This is a genomic window from Maribacter sp. MS6, from assembly GCF_056839185.1.
Window position 1 is genome coordinate 1,411,042 of sequence record NZ_CM166389.1, and the last position, 17,932, is coordinate 1,428,973.

Consider the following 17,932-nt stretch of genomic DNA (forward strand, 5'->3'; position numbering starts at 1 on the left):
CTTTACCATGCTGTTAATATTATTTCGATAAAACGATACTGCGATTATCCCTACCGACAACAAAATAAAAAGTAGTGATTGTATTTCCCGGTTCAGACCATACATAGACATACGACACTGAACCACACGCTTTAAACTCCAAGGCTGAATTAGGCACTACTGAAATTTGTTTGCAAGAGATTATACTTAAGTGTATTCGCTTAGAATACCTACTAACGTATTAGCGTCCTGTTCACCGCTTTGACGCCAAACCATTTCACCCTTTTTATAAATCATCAACGTAGGTAGTCCTTTAACACGCAAGGCCTGGGAAAGCTCCTTGTTTTTATCAACATCTATCTTTATAACCTTAGCTTTATCGCCCAAAGCGGCAGCTACGTCTCTTAAAACAGGATGCATAGCAGTAGACTGCTCGTTCCATTCGGCATAAAAATCCAATAGAACAGGAATATTCAAATCTATAAGTTCACCAAATTTAGACATATAACAGGCTTTACTTTAAGAATCAAATGTAGTAAAAAATGTTAAAATACGGTCGCTTCCCTAATTTTTGTGACACCGCATGAGGTTAAAATCATGTTAACAACTTCTTTTTTAAGGTAATCACCGTAATCTCTGGCCAAATCCCTACCCTCCCTGGGTAACCCAAAAACCCAAAACCTCGGTTTACATTAATATATTGCCCCTTTTCCTCATAAATTCCCGCCCAGTGCTTATACCGCCATTTTACGGGACTCCATTTTATCCATCCAGGTATTTCTATTCCAAACTGCATTCCGTGCGTGTGTCCGCTCAAGGTTAAATGAAAGTGCTTCTCATCCGGAACCACCTCTAAATCCCAATGGGAAGGATCATGGCTCATGAGTATCTTAAAATCGGTATCGGTTATTCCAGAAACCGCCTTTTGCAGGTCACCCGCTTTTTTAAAACCTCCTTTACCCCAATTTTCTACTCCAACAAGTGCAATTTTGTCATCACCCTTGGTTAAATATCGATGCTCGTTCAACAACAAATCAAAACCCATCTCTTTTTGCAGGTCTTTTAGATCTTGTAAATTTTGGCTTTTAAGTTCCTCTGTTTCCCAAGGAATATAATCTCCATAATCATGATTTCCTAAAACAGCATATTTACCGTCCTTTGCTTCCAGAGTAGCAAACAGATCTGCCCATGGTTTCATTTCCTCGGTTTTATTGTTCACCATATCCCCAGTAAACAAAATAGCATCACTTTGCTGCTTGTTTATGAGAGACACCCCGTATTCTATCATCTTACGATTATCAAAGCTACCACTATGAATGTCGGATATCTGCGTAATGCGGTACCCATCAAAGGCGTCGGGCAAATCATCAAACTCCAAGTTATATTTTAGCACTTTAAAATTATACTTTCCTTTATACATGCCATACAACAAGGCCCCAAAAGGAATAGCCGCCATTCCTAAAGCAAGAACACTTAAAAAACGTCTCCGTTGTGGTAATGAAAACTCACGAGATGCACCAAAAAGCTTTTCATATCCACCGGAAAAAAACCTAAAGATATCCTCAGAAAAAAGAAAAATAATGGTAATTGATTTAAATGTAAGTATCGTCAACAAGAAACCAAAGGCATAGCTTTTTGCGACACTAAGTACCCTACCCTCCTCTTCACCAACCGTAAATTGATAAATAAAATTAACCGCGACCAAGGTGGCAATAAACATGTACAAATAATAGACCCACGGTTGCCTAGCAACTGTTTTTAATGCCTGCAAGACATATATGCTCAACACTATATAAACAACAAGAAATACAATCCAACGTAGCATCCTATTTTTTTTACAAAGATATTTTTAGAAAACCAAACAACTAGCGTTTTAGGTTTTATTTTATAATTTTAACCACAGCCGTCAAAATTTCTAAATTTGAGACCGCTACTCCGTCATCATATAAAAAAGAATCGGAGTTCATAGGAACTTGAGGTTTCTCGTGCAACGTTTTATAGTATCTCGCAGCGGACAAATGCACTGCTTTGAATCCTTTTTCTTTAAACTGATGCACATTATGCTGATTGATACCTGAACCAGGCATAATAACACAGTCCTTAGTCCGCTTTTGCAAATCTTCCAAAAGCTGTAATCCAAGTAAGGCGTTTGGCTCTTGTCCGGACGTTAATATGGTATGTACGCCAAGTGTCTCCAAAACTTCAAGAGTACCATAAGCATCCTTGACCCAATCAAAGGCCCTATGAAAAGTGAAGGATAAATCACCAGAAACCTCAATCAGCTTCTTGGTTCTTTCCACATCCAAGGAAAAATCTGTGTGAAGCACACCAGAAACAATACCATTAACGCCCAGCTCTTTGCACAACGCTATATTTACCTTCATTATATCGAATTCATCTTCAGAAAAAGTAAAATCCCCACTCCTAGGTCGAATGATTACATTCACAGGAATATTTATTTTTTCGCGCACCGCCTTTAATAGACCGTAGGATGGTGTAATTCCACCAACGGCGAGTTCTGAACAGAGCTCAATACGATCAGCTCCTGCTTGTTGGGCAATAAGAGCAGATTGTAAAGAATTGGCACAAACTTCTACAAGCATATTATTATATTTAGGCCCCTAAAAGTAAACAACCCTAACTATGGAAAGAAGAAAGTTTCTTAAAAATTCTAGTTCAGCGACAGCGGCATTAGTTGCCGCCCCGTTTTTAACATCCTGTAAAGAGGAAGCACAACCCTCTAAAAAGATAGCAAACACAAAAGCTTCTTATCCCATCGTTATCTGTACGTGGAATTTTTTGAATGCTTCTGCAAAAGCCTGGGAAGTGTTAAAGGATGGCGGCAATGCTTTGGACGCCATTGAACAAGGTGTAAAAGTTGAGGAAGATGATGTGAGCAACCAGACCGTGGGAACGGGCGGAAGACCAGATAGGGACGGAAACGTAACCCTGGATGCATGTATCATGGATAAGGACGGAAATTGTGGTGCGGTACTCGCCATGCAAAATGTAGCCAACCCCATTTCTGTAGCGCGAAAGGTCATGGAGGATACTCCCCATGTAATGCTTGCAGGACAAGGTGCAGAACAATTTGCATACGAAAAGGGTTTTGAAAAGGTAAATCTTCTAACAGAGCAATCGAGATTGGAATGGCTGGAATGGAAAAAAACATCGGAATACAAACCTATTATCAACATAGAAAACCATGATACCATTGGTATGCTTGCCATTGATAAAAACGGCGACATTGCCGGAGGATGCACCACCAGCGGCATGGGCTATAAAATGGCAGGTCGTGTGGGTGATTCCCCAATCATCGGGGCTGGCCTGTTTGTGGATAACGAAGTTGGTGGTGCCACGGCAACAGGTGTTGGAGAAGAAGTCGTGCGCACCGTTGGGAGTTTTTTAATTGTTGAATTAATGCGACAAGGAAAGTCTCCACAAGAAGCTTGTGAAGAAGGTGTAAAACGAATTATGGCAAAAAATGAGGGACGGAACGACTTTCAAATCGGCTTTATAGCGATCAACAAACAAGGGGAAACAGGCGGATACTGTGTACAACCAGGTTTTACGTATCGCACTTACTCGGAACAGGGCCATGTAAATAATCCTTCTGAGAGTTACATTTCCTAAGACTTCTAAAAAATGGAAATAACACCATCTAACACACCTGAAAAGAAAACAACCTGGTTACAACGACTCAAGGATGAAAGCTGGGAGGCAGAGTTGTTGGTATCTGCCGTAGCCATTTATGCTATTTTCAACACATTTAGTTTATTCGATTGGATATGCAATATGTTTATTGATAAGTTGGACCCTAGCCAATATCTAATTGGATATATGATTACTTTTTTAGGGTTTTTAGCGTTTGGTATCCTAGGCGCCCTATTTGTTATTCATTTTGGACTGCGAGCGTATTGGATAGGGCTGGTAGGTCTCAATTCAGTTTTTCCAGATTATAGCTTGGAGGATAGTGCCTATTCTAAAACTTTTACAGAAAAAATGCTAGCTAAATTACCACGTCTACAAAACTCCATAACCAATTTGGATGAAATATGTAGTGTGATTTTCTCCGTTGCGTTTACCCTGCTATTGATATATTCCTATCTCGGGCTTGTAAGTTCTATTTACTTACTGCTGTTTAATCTCTTATCAGACTATATCCCTAACTATGTTCTGCTAATACCCCTTGTGATTTTTGCTGCGATTTACATTGCTCAAATGATTCTGACGATAGTAGCCAACATCAAAAAATTTAAGACGAACGACACCGTACAAACTTGGTATTTCCAAGCTACGATACTAGGCTCTGCATTGCTTTACGGACCTCTATATAAAAATCTCCTTCAGATAACGATGATATTTGGCAGTAATTTCAAAAAGAAAAAAGCACTGGTTAGAACTATGATTTTCATGCTTGCTTTTGGTGCTATACTGGGTACCTATAAATTGTTCGATTCCAACGTGCTATACTTGATGGGGCTAAACAAGGATTTAGATACTACCAAAGCTTATGAGTTTTATTACAGCACAAATAATAGTGAAAATAAGTTTCTGTTGACCCCAGAAATTCAAACAGATTTAGTTGAGTCTAAAGCGATTCAATTATTCATACCTATTTTTGATAACGAAATTTCTAAATTGGAAGAAATCTGTGAATTAAATCCCAACGGGGATTTTAAGAAACCAAGTACTGCAGAACGAAACAAAATACGGGAATCCTATCTAAATTGCTATACGGAAATGCACCAGATAGCGCTCAACGAAAATCCCATTGAAGTTCAGTTTCTCAAAACAGACCATCCGATCACCGATCAATTCGGAATTAAAACATTTATAGACCTATCGGCACTACAGAGTGGAAATCACACTATTACAGTATTTAAAAAATTAGGAGAAAAGAAAGAAAAATCTTGGGAAATTCCTTTCTATTATGCACCCAACTAAGAATCCTTTTAAAAAGTTTAGCAATTTCAACTTCGTACCTCTAAATTCGTATTTCTAATATCCTACCATGGCAGAACAAAAAAGACTTTTTCTACTAGATGCATATGCTTTAATTTTCAGGGGTTATTATGCCCTTATCAAAAACCCTAGAATAAATTCCAAAGGGATGGACACCAGCGCCATCATGGGTTTTATGAACTCACTTTTTGATGTAATAAAACGGGAAAAACCAGATCACTTGGCTGTATGTTTTGACAAAGGAGGAAGCGCGGAGCGCACTGAATTATTCCCAGAGTACAAGGCAAATAGGGATGAAACCCCTGATGCGATTAAAATTGCAGTTCCCTATATACAGAATATCTTAAAAGCCATGCACATTCCTTCAGTGGTATTGGAAGGCTGGGAAGCAGATGACATTATTGGCACCTTGGCCAAACAGGCCGAAAAAGAGGAGTACAAAGTATTTATGGTAACCCCTGACAAGGATTTTGGACAACTGGTCTCGGAAAATATATTCATGTACAGACCGGCCCGAATGGGTAATGGCATAGAAATTTGGGGCATACCAGAAATACAAAAACGCTTTGGGGTAAAACGTCCTGAACAAGTGATAGACTACTTGGGCATGATGGGCGATGCCAGCGACAACATACCCGGCCTACCAGGTGTAGGGGACAAAACAGCAAAAAAATTCATAGAGCAGTTCGATTCTATGGAAGGTCTTTTGGCCAATACCGACCAGCTAAAAGGCAAGATGAAGGAAAAAATTGAAGCGAACAAAGAGCTAGGCCTGCTTTCCAAAAAACTGGCTACCATTTGTGTTGACTGTGACGTGACGTTTGATGCAAAGGATTATGAAATGTCTGTTCCCGATAACGAGAAGGTGCAGGAAATCTTTGAAGAATTAGAATTTAGAAGATTAAAGGATCAGTTTATTAAAATATTCTCGGGCGAAGACGAGACCACCACCTCACAAGTAACGGGAACAGAAACAGCGAAGAAAGTGTCTTCCTCCGCAGGTAGTGGGCAATTCTCGCTATTTGGAGGAGATGGTGCGTCACCTGCAACCATCAAGGACAGTTCCAGTAGAAAAACCATAAATGACATTCCACATGCCTACCAAAGCGTTGCCCCCGGTATGGCAATGAAACTATTTTTGCAAAATTTAATGAAACAGACATCAGTCTGTTTTGATACCGAGACTACGGGACTTAACCCGCTTACCGCGGAACTGGTGGGAATCGCCTTTAGTTGGGAAGCCACAAAGGGCTTTTACCTTCCATTTCCTGAGGATAAGGAGAAAACTCAACAATTAATCGAAGAACTACGACCGTTCTTTGAGTCAGAAAATATTGAAAAAATTGGGCAGAATCTCAAGTACGATATTAAAGTACTTCACAAGTACGGTATTAAGGTCTACGGCAGCTATTTTGATACGATGTTAGCGCATTATCTTATAAATCCGGATATGCGACATAATATGGATGTGCTGGCGGAAACGTATTTAAACTACAGCCCCTTGTCTATTACAGAACTTATTGGTAAAAAAGGAAAAAACCAATTGAGCATGCGGGATATACCGCTAGAAAAAATAACCGAGTATGCCGTAGAAGATGCCGATATTACCTATCAATTGGCGCAACACTTTAGACCGGAATTGGCAGAAGCCAAAACAGATGGACTTTTTAAAAATATTGAGATACCCCTATTGCGCGTCTTGGCGGATATGGAACTGGAAGGCATCAACTTAGACGAAAAATTCCTAAACTCTCTTTCAGAGGATTTAAACAATGATATTGCTTCTTTAGAACAGAAAATATACGAAGCCGCCGGAACAGAATTTAACATCGGCTCACCTAAACAATTAGGAGAGATTCTTTTTGACAAGATGAAATTGGTAGACAAACCCAAGAAAACCAAAACAGGACAGTATTCCACTGCAGAAGACGTTCTTTCCTATTTGGCAAAAGACCACGAAATTATTCAGCAAGTGTTGGATTACCGCGGATTGGCCAAACTCAAAAGTACTTACGTGGATGCACTACCCCTGCAAGTGGAACCCAGCACGGGAAGGGTTCATACGGACTATATGCAGACCGTTGCGGCAACCGGCAGATTAAGCAGCAACAACCCAAACTTGCAGAATATTCCCATTAGAACAGAACGTGGGCGTCAGGTACGCAAGGCCTTTGTACCTCGAGACGAAAACTATATTCTCATGGCCGCAGATTATTCTCAAATAGAACTGCGTATTATTGCAGCATTGAGCGAAGAAACCACCATGATAGAAGCCTTTAAAAATGGCGAGGACATTCATGCCTCAACCGCATCAAAAGTGTTTAATGTTCCCATTGAAGAAGTTACCCGAGAGCAGCGCAGCAATGCTAAAACGGTGAATTTTGGGATTATCTATGGGGTATCAGCCTTTGGCCTAAGCAACCAAACAGACCTGTCGCGTTCCGAAGCAAAGGAACTCATAGAGACCTACTATAAAACGTATCCAAAGCTTAAAAGCTATATGAGCGAGCAAGTAAATTTTGCGCGCGATAACGGCTATGTACAAACCGTGTTGGGCAGGCGCAGGTATTTGAAAGATATTAATGGTAGTAATGCCATAGTTCGCGGTGCAGCGGAGCGCAATGCGGTTAATGCACCCATACAGGGCTCCGCAGCGGATATTATCAAAATAGCAATGATCAACATTCATCAAAAATTAGAAGCGGGTAGTTACAAATCTAAAATGCTATTGCAAGTACACGATGAATTAGTTTTTGATATTTATAAACCAGAATTAGAAGAACTAAAGTCCATGATAAAGTCCGAGATGGAACAAGCATATACAATGGCCGTTCCTTTAGATGTTGAAGTTGGTTTAGGTCAGAATTGGTTAGAGGCGCACTAAGAATAATGGAAAGAGTATTTTGTTTAAGTGCTGTTGAGACCTATTTTGGAATCGTGGTTTTAACAAAATTTGGCTAAAACTCATTAATTGTGGCCAATAAATAGCAATGAGGTTTGAACATATTTCAACAAAAAACATGGTTAGCTAAATATTATGAAACGTTTATGTTAATGTTTATCTTAAAGTTGTGAATTCTTTTTGAAAACATTTCCTTAGCCACAGCGAATTTAACTAAAAACTACTCAATGAAACTAAAAAGAACTCTGACTTTAGCGTTTTTTAGTATGCTAATAGTTCAACTTGGATTTTCCCAAGACAAAACGATTACAGGTAATATTACCGACCAAACAGGAGTGCCGTTACCCGGTGTATCTATTGTTATAGTAGGTACTACAACCGGAACACAATCGGACTTTGACGGTAATTACTCAATCAATGCCGCAGTTGGTCAAAAACTACGTTTTAGCTATATAGGCCAAAAAACCACTGAAAAAACAGTAGGTGCATCAAATACCATTGATGTTCAAATGCAAGAGGATGCCGAAGCACTAGACGAAGTCATCGTAACAGCGTACGGTACGTCTACCAAGGAGGCATTTACAGGGTCTGCTGCCGTAGTAGGTGCAGAAGAATTATCGATAAGAACGGTGACCTCTCCTATTGCAGCTATTGAAGGACGTGCAACAGGTGTGCAATTTACCGCATCCCAAGGGCCAGGTTCATCACCAGGTATTGTAATACGGGGTGTAGGAACACTTAACGGTGATACCGATCCTTTGTATATTGTGGATGGTATTCAATTTGAGGGAGAATTGAACACAATTAACCAAGAGGATATTGCCTCATTTACAATCCTAAAGGACGCCTCTTCCACCTCGTTATACGGTTCAAGAGCAGCAAACGGCGTGGTAATTATAACCACCAAATCAGGTAAAAAAACCAGTGGAATCCAAGTAAACGCTTCTATGCAGTATGGATTGGTAGATACTTCTATTCCTTTTTATCCGGAACTTTCTCCAGGGCAGTACTATGAAACCATGTGGGAGGCATTAAAGAACTCTAGTGCGGGTGGTGGAGACCCTGCTTTTGCTTCTGCGAACATCTACAACAATTTGGGATACAATCCTTTTAATGTAGCCAATGATCAAATTGTAGGTACCAATGGGCAATTAAATCCTAATGCAAGCGTCATCTACGACAGCTTGGATTGGTATGATTTTCTTTCACGAACAGGTGTTCGCCAAAATTATAACGTTAACGTTTCCGGCGGTGGTGAAGACCATAAGGTATTTTTCTCGGCTTCGTATTTGGACGAGGAAAGTTTTGTAGTTACTTCTGGATTTGATCGTTTAACGACGAGATTGAATGCAGAATTTGATGTAAACGACAATTTAACTGTTGGAGGTAGTGCAAACGTAACCATTTCCGAAACTACGGCTCCTACCTCTGCCGGTACTGGAAGTATTGTAAACCCATTTGGGTTTGCCAAAAATATTGGTTCTGTATACCCAGTTTTTGTGAACGACAGACAAGGAAATATTGTAACCGATGTTTTTGGAGACCCTGTATTCGATAACGGTGAAGGGTTTTCTGAATTTGGTATTGGCTCCAGACCCATAAGCCAAGGACGTCATGCCCTACAGGAGTTGTTATTAAATGATGAGCGGGAAAGGAATAACGCATACGGATTCCGGTTTTTTGCTGATTTGGAAATTTTGGAGGGTCTTAACTTAAGGGCCAACTATGGTAGGGATATCCAAGAAGGACTCGCAAAGGAGTATGAAAATGCAGTTATCGGAGACGCCCAGCCAGATGGTAGATATGGTGAAGACCGTTTTAGAAGACAGGTAGAAAACTTCAACCAAATTCTTACCTACAATAAAAGCTTCAATAACACCCACAATTTGGATATTACATTAGGTCACGAAAGTTACGACAGAACTTTTTCAAGCAATAGTGGTTTAGCTACAGTACAGGCAGCTAATGGTATCTTCGAATTTGATAATTTTTCAAACATTGTGGATTTAGGTGGCTCCTCAACACGAAAATCCATTGAAGGATATTTCGCAAGGGCCAACTACAACTTCAAAAATAAGTATTACATCAGTGGTTCAGCAAGACGTGATGGTTCATCAGTTTTTGACAGGGATACCCGATGGGGAACATTTTATTCTGTAGGTGCATCTTGGAGAATAGACCAAGAAAAGTTTATGGAAAATGTAGGCTTTATTAATTCCTTAAAATTAAGAGGGTCGTACGGTGAAGTAGGAAATGATGATTTAGGAGATTTTTTCCTTTCACAACCTAGATTCTCCATAACCTCTAATGCTGCGAGTCCAGCAATCATCTTTACAGATATAGGTAATTCATCCCTGCAATGGGAAACCATCGAAAACTTTGATGTTGCCTTAGAGTTTGGTTTGTTTAACAATTTCTTAGATGGTTCTGTAGAATACTACAAAAGAAATTCTTCTGATTTGTTGTACCTATTACCAATTGCTCCAAGTAATGGTCTTAATGAAGTTCCTACCAATATTGGGGATATGTTCAACTCTGGATGGGAGGCTGCCTTAACAGCACACCTAATGGACAAAAACAACTTTAGATGGGATTTAACCTTACAAGCGTCGACCTTCAAAAACGAGATTACAAGTTTACCATCTCCTTTTATAAACGACGAACAACGTTGGGAGGAAGGTCGCTCACGGTTTGATTTCTTCATTCTTAGGACTGCAGGTGTAGACCCTGACAATGGTGACCAACTCTTCCTTAAATATGAGCTAGATGCAGACGGTAACAGTGTGCCTGTACGAGATGCGAATGGCGAGATAGAGACTACTAACGATTGGCAGGATACGGAAAGAGCTTATACAGGGGATAGTTCAATTCCTGATCTTTTAGGTTCAATTTCAAATAGTATTAGCTACAAAGGTTTCTCTTTGGATATTCTTTTGAACTATGGTATAGGAGGTAAAATCTTGGATTTTGGATATGCAAATATGATGCATAGCGGTAACTACGGAAGCTCTTACCACCCAGATATTTTAAATGCTTGGAGGCAGCCTGGAGATGTCACAGACATTCCAAGACTGGAAAATGGTAATCCCAATTTGGTGCGTACAGCATCTGAACGTTTCTTAACAGATGCTTCCTTTTGGTCGCTTAGAAACGTGAACTTAGGATACACTTTCGAACCTAAGATTTCGCAACAGCTTGGTCTTGAAAGTTTAAGGTTATCCTTATCTGGTGAGAATTTGTACCTGAAAAGTGCAAGAGAAGGTTTGAACCCTCAGTTTAACTTAGCGGGTACACCTGGTGGTAACGACTTTAACCCACCAAGAATTATTTCTTTTGGCTTAAACGTGACATTTTAATAAAAACATAAAAAGCAATAACTATGTTAAGAACAATAAAATATATGTCATTTGTAATAATGGCAATAGCAATTACTTCGTGTGACGATGATTTCCTCGACACCACGCCAACGGACGCTATTTCGGCCAGTGACGCACTTGCCAATGAGGAAAATATGCAATTGGTATTAAACGGGTTGCATCGAGGATTATACTCACAATCACAAACTATTTTTCCTGGAGGTAATACCGCACGAGCCGGGAATCATTATTGGATCCCTTTAGGCGATAATTTAACAGGCGGGTTGATTCATTCTGCAAATGCAAACAATCTAGGATGGCGAACAGAAATGCAATGGAATTCTCATACAGACCAAACTTCGTTGACTACAGAGATTCTATGGTATCACCGGTACAATATAATAGCAGGGGCAAACCTGCTCATCAATAGAGTTGATGAAGGAGTGTTGACAGAATCCGATAAACTTCGGGAGATTTTAGGTCAGGCATATACTTATAGAGCGTACGCCTACCTTTCTTTGGTGCAGCATTACGCAAAAGGGTATTTGATCGGAAGTCCTGCCACAGATCCTGGTGTCCCATTACTATTTGCATCAGAGTCTCCATTTACCAGTGAGCCAAGATCCACCGTACAGGAAATCTATGATCAAATAGAATCTGATTTAGATGCTGCAATTAGCGCCTTTGAAAATGCACCGAGCAGACCAGGGGGAGCGGCAGGTAAATCACAATTGAACGTAGATGTTGCCTATGGTCTAAAAGCTAGGGTGGCCCTATCAAAAGGAGACTGGCAAGCTGCTGCTGACGCAGCGGTATTGGCAAGACAGGATTATCCCCTAATGAACGAAGCAGATTGGAAATCCGGTTTTAATACCAATGATTTATCCGAAGTCATATGGGGAAGCAATGTCATCGCAGCGGAAACTACTTTTTTTCGTTCTTATTTTTATTTGGCCAGTAATACATTTAACGGTAGCCAGATTAGAAACAATCCCAAAATAGCCGACAGAAGAGTTGTAGACGCCATTCCTGACACAGATTATAGAAAGGATGTTTTTCTGCCGAACGCACCAAACACGAATACTTCTGCTGCCAACGGCCAGGGAGGCTTTGGTAACGATCCTAACTTTACGGACGAAGCTGTTTTTGACGCGGCAGTAGACTCAATAAATTCAGTTTACGGCATCACGACCAGGTTTAATTTACACCCGTATATGCACTTTAAGTTGAAGAATAAAAATCCAGGCTCTATTGATCCGGACGATATTATTTATATGCGTTCAGCTGAAATGTATTTAATAGAAGCTGAGGCAAAAGCGATGCTTAACGATATTGCCGGTGCTCAAGAAGCACTTGCACCTTTAGGATCTGCTAGAGATAGCGCCTATGATGAAACTGCTTTCACTACACAAGAGAGCTTAATGGAACACATTAAGTTCCAACGACGTGTAGAATTATGGGGAGAAGGTTTTGGATATACAGATCACATCCGATGGGATGAAGGTATTGATCATGGTGCAAACGGTGGTTCAGGAGCTTCAGAAGTACTATACCAAGAGGCTTACGTACAAGAAAGACCATCCATTAATGATGATTGGATTTTTAAAATTCCACAAGCCGAGTTTGATGCGAATCCAAACCTAACACCTGCAGATCAAAACTAATATTAAGTATTCAACTGAACAGGTCTATTTCTTGCAAGTATAAAACAGATTTTTCGACCGAATTAGCTTTCAAAAAGCTCTTCTTTCTAAGAAAGAAGAGCTTTTTTGTTGTAGTTATGTCTCTAGCTTAACTTAAACCTTTCAATTCTCTTAATTGAAATACCAATAAACACTGAAACCAATTTCGATATTTAAACACAAACCTGACAGAATTAATGTCACAAATAAAAAGGAAAAACAGAGAGGCTTATGAATATGCCCCCTTTGGGGTGTTAACACTCACTAAGATAATAACTAGTCAGAATCGCAATAGAACATAAATTCAAACAAAAACCTCGCTGAATGCAATTTGGTACTTTGTTAAACATTTCAAAACGATATAAGAGAATAGCCAACCAAACGTTAGTTATAAAAGGACTATCCTTTGTCTACCTTAATACACGTAAATTTGAAAAGGCTTCTAGGTTTGATTGTTATGACATGGGGCTGTATTACTTTTGGCCAGTCGCATTCATCTGAAAGTTATAAAATAGCCAAACAAGAGGTTAGTATCAAGCTTTTTCCAAACCCAGCGACTAGTGTCATCAACATATTAGGCTTAAAAAATAGTACTAAGGCTAACATCATGGTTTCGGATAGCTACGGAACTACAGTTTTGCGCCATGAGTGGGAAATCCAAAACCAAGCGCTCAATATTCCTGTTGCCCACTTGGAAAAAGGCATATATCTCGTAACCATAATATCGCCCGAACAACATATCCAAACCAAATTCTACAAACAGTAGACGATGCAGCCTAAGGTACGCAGACAAACTAAAACTAATTCGTTAAAAATTAAATCCAAATAGCATAAACTACAAAACCTTCCCAGTGGGAAGGTTTTGTAGTAAGAAAGCCAACAGCCTATCTATTATCTTCGTTGAAACACTAGCTCTCCAGAGTCATCAAAATTCGGAATCTCCAAACTAGCCGCATTGACGGTCATTATATCACCGTTAATGGAGACTCTAGCATTTATTGTCTCGCCATCCTCATTAAGAAAACTAACAACTCCTTCTGAATAGATATAGGTATTAGCCTCGGATTCAAAATCCGTAGGACAAGGAACGGATAATCCACCCGCACCTGCATTTATTTCCAAATTATTGACTGCACTTCTTGCTTCGGCCGTTAAATCCTGATTAAACCTTAAGGTAATGATAAAGCAATTTTCATTGGTTAAGACTTCCAAGATCTGACTACCAAATATCGCCTCATCGCTCGCCGTGTTTTGGTCCACTATTAACTCGGTAGCGTCCCAAGTACCAATGATATCATTACTGTCTGCGGTACCCCCATCATTATCAGAACTACAAGACCATGCACAAACACAAACTAATGCAACATAAAAACCTTTTAACTTCATATTATATATGTTTTAATTACCTTAAGATGTAGAACGAAATTCTAACGTAAATATTTTATATATCCCTAAGTCTATGAACTGTACAAAAATAATTTGTGAGTAGCGACCATAAACTTTCAACATCTATAACCCTTCTTAAGGACAAGAGACTAGCTGAAGAGAACAAGAGTAACGGATAAATCCCACATTTTGGCACTAAAAAAATATCTTTATCAAAAGAATTCAGAAAGCATAAAATAAAAAGAAACAACTATTTGCAATTCAAGTTTATAATTGTACATTTGCACCCCATTTATCGGGTTTGATGAAGATTAATAGTTAAAAATATTTGTAGTGGATACATTAAGTTATAAGACCATATCTGCCAATAAAGCAACCGTAAATAAAGAGTGGTTGTTGGTTGATGCCGAGGGAGAAACGCTAGGTCGTTTATCCTCCAAAGTAGCTAATTTATTGAGAGGGAAGCACAAACCAAGCTTTACCCCACATGTAGATTGCGGTGACAACGTTGTCATTATCAATGCTGAAAAAGTTACGCTAAGCGGAAACAAATGGGCAGAAAAAACATACTTACGCTACACTGGTTATCCTGGTGGGCAACGTGCAACCACTGCAATACAATTATTAGAAAAAAATCCTGCAGGTGTTGTTGAGAGAGCTGTAAAAGGAATGCTACCAAAGAATCGTTTAGGTGCGGAGCTTTTTAGAAATCTAAAAGTATACGCCGGTTCTGAACATGGACAAGAAGCTCAAAAACCAAGAGTAGTAAACGTAAAAGATCTTAAGTAATGGAAATAGTTCACAAAATAGGTAGAAGAAAAACAGCAGTAGCTCGTGTATATCTTTCCTCAGGTAATGGAAAAGTAACGATAAACAATAAAGATGTTGCAGTTTATTTTCCAACCGCTACGCTACAATACAAAGTTAATCAACCTTTTGCCTTAACGGATTTGGAAGGAAACTACGATGTAAAAGTAAATGTATACGGTGGTGGTATAACAGGACAAGCAGAAGCGATACGATTGGCTATTTCAAGAGCACTTTGCGAAATAGATGAAGAACACAGAACCGCTTTGAAACCAGAAGGTTTATTAACGAGAGACCCAAGAATGGTTGAACGTAAGAAATTTGGTCAGAAAAAAGCACGTAAGAAATTCCAGTTCTCTAAACGTTAATATCAATTACAGAATTTTCAAGGCGTCCATTATCCAATGGGCGCCTAAATTATATTTTCACTAACAAGTTCCTTGAAAGTCTTTTTTAAAGACACTTAAAAATCCTTTATTCCTTTACTAGGAAAAAAGGTTTACCCTAAAACTCCGAAATTTCGGAGCAGGGCAAGTTAGTTTAGCATCTAAACAAAGGAGGCTTTTCGCACAGCGAAATACCACTTCTTTGTTGCTAATTCAAAAGAACGTAAACTAAATTTAAAATGGCGAAAGTCGAAGTAAAACAATTATTAGAAGCAGGTGTGCATTTTGGACACCTAACAAGAAAGTGGAATCCGAACATGGCTCCTTACATCTACATGGAGCGCAACGGAATACACGTTATCAATCTTTACAAAACAGTTGCAAAAATGGACGAAGCCAACGAGGCTTTGAGCAAAATTGCAGCGTCCGGAAGAAAAATTCTTTTCGTAGCTACCAAAAAACAAGCTAAAGACATTGTTGCAGAGAAAGCAGCAAATGTTAATATGCCATACATTACGGAAAGGTGGCCAGGCGGTATGCTTACCAACTTCGTAACTATCCGTAAGGCTGTTAAGAAAATGGCCATGATCGATAGAATGAAGAAAGACGGAACTTTTCTTACCCTATCTAAGAAAGAACGTTTGCAAGTAGATCGTTTACGTGCAAAATTAGAAAAGAACTTGGGCTCTATTTCTGAGATGACACGTTTACCAGGCGCACTTTTTATCGTGGATACCATGCGGGAACACATCGCTGTAAAAGAAGCTCAAAAATTGAACATTCCTATTTTCGCTATGGTAGATACCAATTCCGATCCAAGGGATGTGGACTATCTTATCCCATCCAATGACGATGCTTCCAAATCTATTGACATTATCATGACACAAGTTACCAATGCCGTTGCAGAGGGTCTTGCAGAACGTAAGTCAGAGAAAAATGCCAACGAGGAGGTAAAAAAGGTTAAAGCAACAAAGAAGGAAGAAGTGGTTAAAAAAGAGGCTGCCAAGAAAGAGGTAGCTAAAAAAGAGTTAAAGCCTACTCCAGAAACTGTTGAGACCAAAGCACCACCGGTTATTGCCAAGACGCCTGAGATAGAAATAGACGTAAAGGCAACAAAAACGGCTGTAGAAAAAGAAATGGAAGCACCTAAAAAGGAAAGCAAATCCAAAACCAACAAAGGGGATGATTTGACCAAAATTGAAGGAGTTGGACCTAAAGCTGCAGAGGCATTGACAAATGCCGGTATGGGCAGTTTCACAGATATCGCAAAAGGTGATGCCGATAAAATAAAAGAGGTGCTGACAGAAGCCAGCTCTAGAATGGCACATTTGGACCCAACATCATGGCCAAAGCAGGCACAAATGGCCGCCGATGGCAAATGGGACGAACTAAAGGAGTGGCAAGATAACGTTAAAGGCGGCGTAGAGTAAACGCTGAAAACTAAAGGAGTACTAAAAATAAATTCCCGTCGCTTGGCGGGAATAACAATAAATATTTTAATTATGGCAAAGATTACCGCCGCAGAAGTAAACAAGTTAAGAAAAGCGACAGGTGCCGGAATGATGGACTGCAAAAATGCTTTGGTAGAAGCCGAAGGCGATTTTGACAAAGCAATCGAGGTACTACGTAAGAAAGGACAGAAAGTTGCCGCCAAAAGAGCTGATAGGGATTCTTCCGAAGGAGCAGCCATAGCAAAGGTTAATGCTGACGCTACTGCAGGTGTTGCTATCGTGCTAGGCTGTGAGACCGATTTTGTAGGGAAAAACGAGAAATTTGTTGCACTTGCAAATCAACTAGCGGAAATAGCATTAAACCATGACACCAAAGAAGCGTTTTTAGAAGCTGATTTTGGAGGCATGACCGTAGCAGACAAACTTATTGAGCAAACCGGGGTTATTGGCGAGAAATTAGAGATTACCGCTTTTGACAAATTGGAAGCTCCTTACGTTGGGTCTTACGTTCACATAAACAAAATTGCAGCTCTTGTGGGCCTTTCTGCAAAGGTCGATAACGCAGAGGTACTAGTAAAAGACTTGGCAATGCAAGTTGCTTCCATGGGAGCCACTACGTTGTCTTATAAAGATTTTGATGCCGCTTTTGTGGCTTCAGAAACAGAAGCAAGAATTGCGGTTATAGAAAAGGAAAATGAAGAGTTAGTGCGTTTAGGAAAAACACTTAAAAATGTTCCTCAGTATATTTCCATGGCGCAATTGACCCCAGCGGTTATGGCCAAGGCCGAAGAAGATGCCAAAGCTCAGTTAAAGGCCGAAGGCAAACCGGAGCAGATATGGGATAAAATTCTACCAGGAAAAATGGACAGATTCGTATCCGATAACACGACCTTAGATCAAGAACAATGTCTTTTAGACCAAAACTTTATCAAGGACGAAAAAATGAGTGTTGCCAATTATGTTGAGTCCTATGGCGATGTTTCCGTTACAGGATTTAAACGTGCCACTGTGGGCTAAT

14 protein-coding genes are annotated in these 17,932 nt (G+C 39.7%); 10 read left to right on the forward strand and 4 right to left on the reverse strand.

What is annotated here, in order from left to right; all coding sequences use genetic code 11:
- Nucleotides 1-186 precede the first annotated feature (186 nt).
- The 3 genes from MS6x_RS06315 to MS6x_RS06325 all read right to left on the reverse strand — a co-directional run bounded on the left by MS6x_RS06315 (nucleotide 187) and on the right by MS6x_RS06325 (nucleotide 2,582).
- The gene (locus MS6x_RS06315) at nucleotides 187-483 is read right to left on the reverse strand and encodes a thioredoxin family protein (RefSeq protein WP_482606145.1); all 297 of its coding nucleotides are present in this window, start codon (nucleotides 481-483) and stop codon (nucleotides 187-189) included.
- A gap of 91 nt (nucleotides 484-574) precedes the next feature.
- Nucleotides 575-1,804: a metallophosphoesterase gene (locus MS6x_RS06320; RefSeq protein ID WP_482606147.1), complete on the reverse strand. Its 1,230-nt coding sequence runs from the start codon at nucleotides 1,802-1,804 to the stop codon at nucleotides 575-577.
- Nucleotides 1,805-1,859: 55 nt separating this feature from the next.
- Nucleotides 1,860-2,582, reverse strand: a complete 723-nt coding sequence (locus tag MS6x_RS06325) for a copper homeostasis protein CutC (RefSeq protein WP_482606148.1) — start codon at nucleotides 2,580-2,582, stop codon at nucleotides 1,860-1,862.
- A gap of 40 nt (nucleotides 2,583-2,622) precedes the next feature.
- Between MS6x_RS06325 and MS6x_RS06330 the strand changes: the two genes are divergently transcribed.
- From MS6x_RS06330 to MS6x_RS06355, 6 genes are all read left to right on the forward strand, one after another.
- A complete protein-coding gene (locus MS6x_RS06330) occupies nucleotides 2,623-3,612 on the forward strand; it encodes an isoaspartyl peptidase/L-asparaginase family protein (protein WP_482606150.1) in 990 nt (329 codons plus the stop codon).
- Nucleotides 3,613-3,624: 12 nt separating this feature from the next.
- A complete protein-coding gene (locus tag MS6x_RS06335) occupies nucleotides 3,625-4,926 on the forward strand; it encodes a hypothetical protein (protein WP_482606152.1) in 1,302 nt (433 codons plus the stop codon).
- 67 nt (nucleotides 4,927-4,993) lie between these two features.
- Complete coding sequence (polA, locus tag MS6x_RS06340; protein WP_482606154.1) at nucleotides 4,994-7,828, forward strand: DNA polymerase I; 2,835 nt, start codon at nucleotides 4,994-4,996, stop codon at nucleotides 7,826-7,828.
- Between the two features lie 245 nt (nucleotides 7,829-8,073).
- Nucleotides 8,074-11,202 (forward strand): SusC/RagA family TonB-linked outer membrane protein, encoded by a 3,129-nt coding sequence (locus MS6x_RS06345; protein WP_482606155.1) that lies wholly within the window; start codon nucleotides 8,074-8,076, stop codon nucleotides 11,200-11,202.
- A 23-nt stretch (nucleotides 11,203-11,225) separates the two neighbouring features.
- Nucleotides 11,226-12,866: a RagB/SusD family nutrient uptake outer membrane protein gene (locus tag MS6x_RS06350; protein WP_482606156.1), complete on the forward strand. Its 1,641-nt coding sequence runs from the start codon at nucleotides 11,226-11,228 to the stop codon at nucleotides 12,864-12,866.
- A gap of 448 nt (nucleotides 12,867-13,314) precedes the next feature.
- Nucleotides 13,315-13,650, forward strand: a complete 336-nt coding sequence (locus tag MS6x_RS06355) for a T9SS type A sorting domain-containing protein (protein WP_482606158.1) — start codon at nucleotides 13,315-13,317, stop codon at nucleotides 13,648-13,650.
- 125 nt (nucleotides 13,651-13,775) lie between these two features.
- Here MS6x_RS06355 and MS6x_RS06360 read toward each other — a convergent pair whose 3' ends face one another.
- Entirely contained in the window at nucleotides 13,776-14,270 is a 495-nt protein-coding gene (locus MS6x_RS06360) for a hypothetical protein (protein ID WP_482606160.1), read from the reverse strand.
- A 333-nt stretch (nucleotides 14,271-14,603) separates the two neighbouring features.
- Between MS6x_RS06360 and rplM the strand changes: the two genes are divergently transcribed.
- From rplM to tsf, 4 genes are all read left to right on the forward strand, one after another.
- Nucleotides 14,604-15,059, forward strand: a complete 456-nt coding sequence (gene rplM / locus MS6x_RS06365) for a 50S ribosomal protein L13 (RefSeq protein WP_482606161.1) — start codon at nucleotides 14,604-14,606, stop codon at nucleotides 15,057-15,059.
- Nucleotides 15,059-15,445: a 30S ribosomal protein S9 gene (gene rpsI, locus MS6x_RS06370; protein ID WP_482606163.1), complete on the forward strand. Its 387-nt coding sequence runs from the start codon at nucleotides 15,059-15,061 to the stop codon at nucleotides 15,443-15,445. Before rplM ends, rpsI begins: the two co-directional genes overlap by 1 nt.
- Nucleotides 15,446-15,702: 257 nt before the next feature.
- Nucleotides 15,703-16,893 carry a 30S ribosomal protein S2 gene (rpsB, locus tag MS6x_RS06375; RefSeq protein WP_482606165.1) on the forward strand — a complete coding sequence of 397 codons (1,191 nt, stop codon included), beginning with the start codon at nucleotides 15,703-15,705 and terminating at the stop codon, nucleotides 16,891-16,893.
- Between the two features lie 72 nt (nucleotides 16,894-16,965).
- A complete protein-coding gene (tsf, locus tag MS6x_RS06380; RefSeq protein WP_482606167.1) occupies nucleotides 16,966-17,931 on the forward strand; it encodes a translation elongation factor Ts in 966 nt (321 codons plus the stop codon).
- Nucleotide 17,932: the final 1 nt, after the last annotated feature.

What these genes read in the sequence shown, in the direction of transcription:
- MS6x_RS06315 (WP_482606145.1), bottom strand. Translation starts at nt 483, where the DNA reads ATGTCTAAATTTGGTGAACTTATAGATTTGAATATTCCTGTTCTATTG.
- MS6x_RS06360 (WP_482606160.1), bottom strand. Translation starts at nt 14,270, where the DNA reads ATGAAGTTAAAAGGTTTTTATGTTGCATTAGTTTGTGTTTGTGCATGG.
- MS6x_RS06335 (WP_482606152.1), top strand. Translation starts at nt 3,625, where the DNA reads ATGGAAATAACACCATCTAACACACCTGAAAAGAAAACAACCTGGTTA.
- MS6x_RS06350 (WP_482606156.1), top strand. Translation starts at nt 11,226, where the DNA reads ATGTTAAGAACAATAAAATATATGTCATTTGTAATAATGGCAATAGCA.
- MS6x_RS06325 (WP_482606148.1), bottom strand. Translation starts at nt 2,582, where the DNA reads ATGCTTGTAGAAGTTTGTGCCAATTCTTTACAATCTGCTCTTATTGCC.
- MS6x_RS06345 (WP_482606155.1), top strand. Translation starts at nt 8,074, where the DNA reads ATGAAACTAAAAAGAACTCTGACTTTAGCGTTTTTTAGTATGCTAATA.
- rpsI (WP_482606163.1), top strand. Translation starts at nt 15,059, where the DNA reads ATGGAAATAGTTCACAAAATAGGTAGAAGAAAAACAGCAGTAGCTCGT.
- MS6x_RS06330 (WP_482606150.1), top strand. Translation starts at nt 2,623, where the DNA reads ATGGAAAGAAGAAAGTTTCTTAAAAATTCTAGTTCAGCGACAGCGGCA.
- MS6x_RS06320 (WP_482606147.1), bottom strand. Translation starts at nt 1,804, where the DNA reads ATGCTACGTTGGATTGTATTTCTTGTTGTTTATATAGTGTTGAGCATA.
- tsf (WP_482606167.1), top strand. Translation starts at nt 16,966, where the DNA reads ATGGCAAAGATTACCGCCGCAGAAGTAAACAAGTTAAGAAAAGCGACA.
- polA (WP_482606154.1), top strand. Translation starts at nt 4,994, where the DNA reads ATGGCAGAACAAAAAAGACTTTTTCTACTAGATGCATATGCTTTAATT.
- rpsB (WP_482606165.1), top strand. Translation starts at nt 15,703, where the DNA reads ATGGCGAAAGTCGAAGTAAAACAATTATTAGAAGCAGGTGTGCATTTT.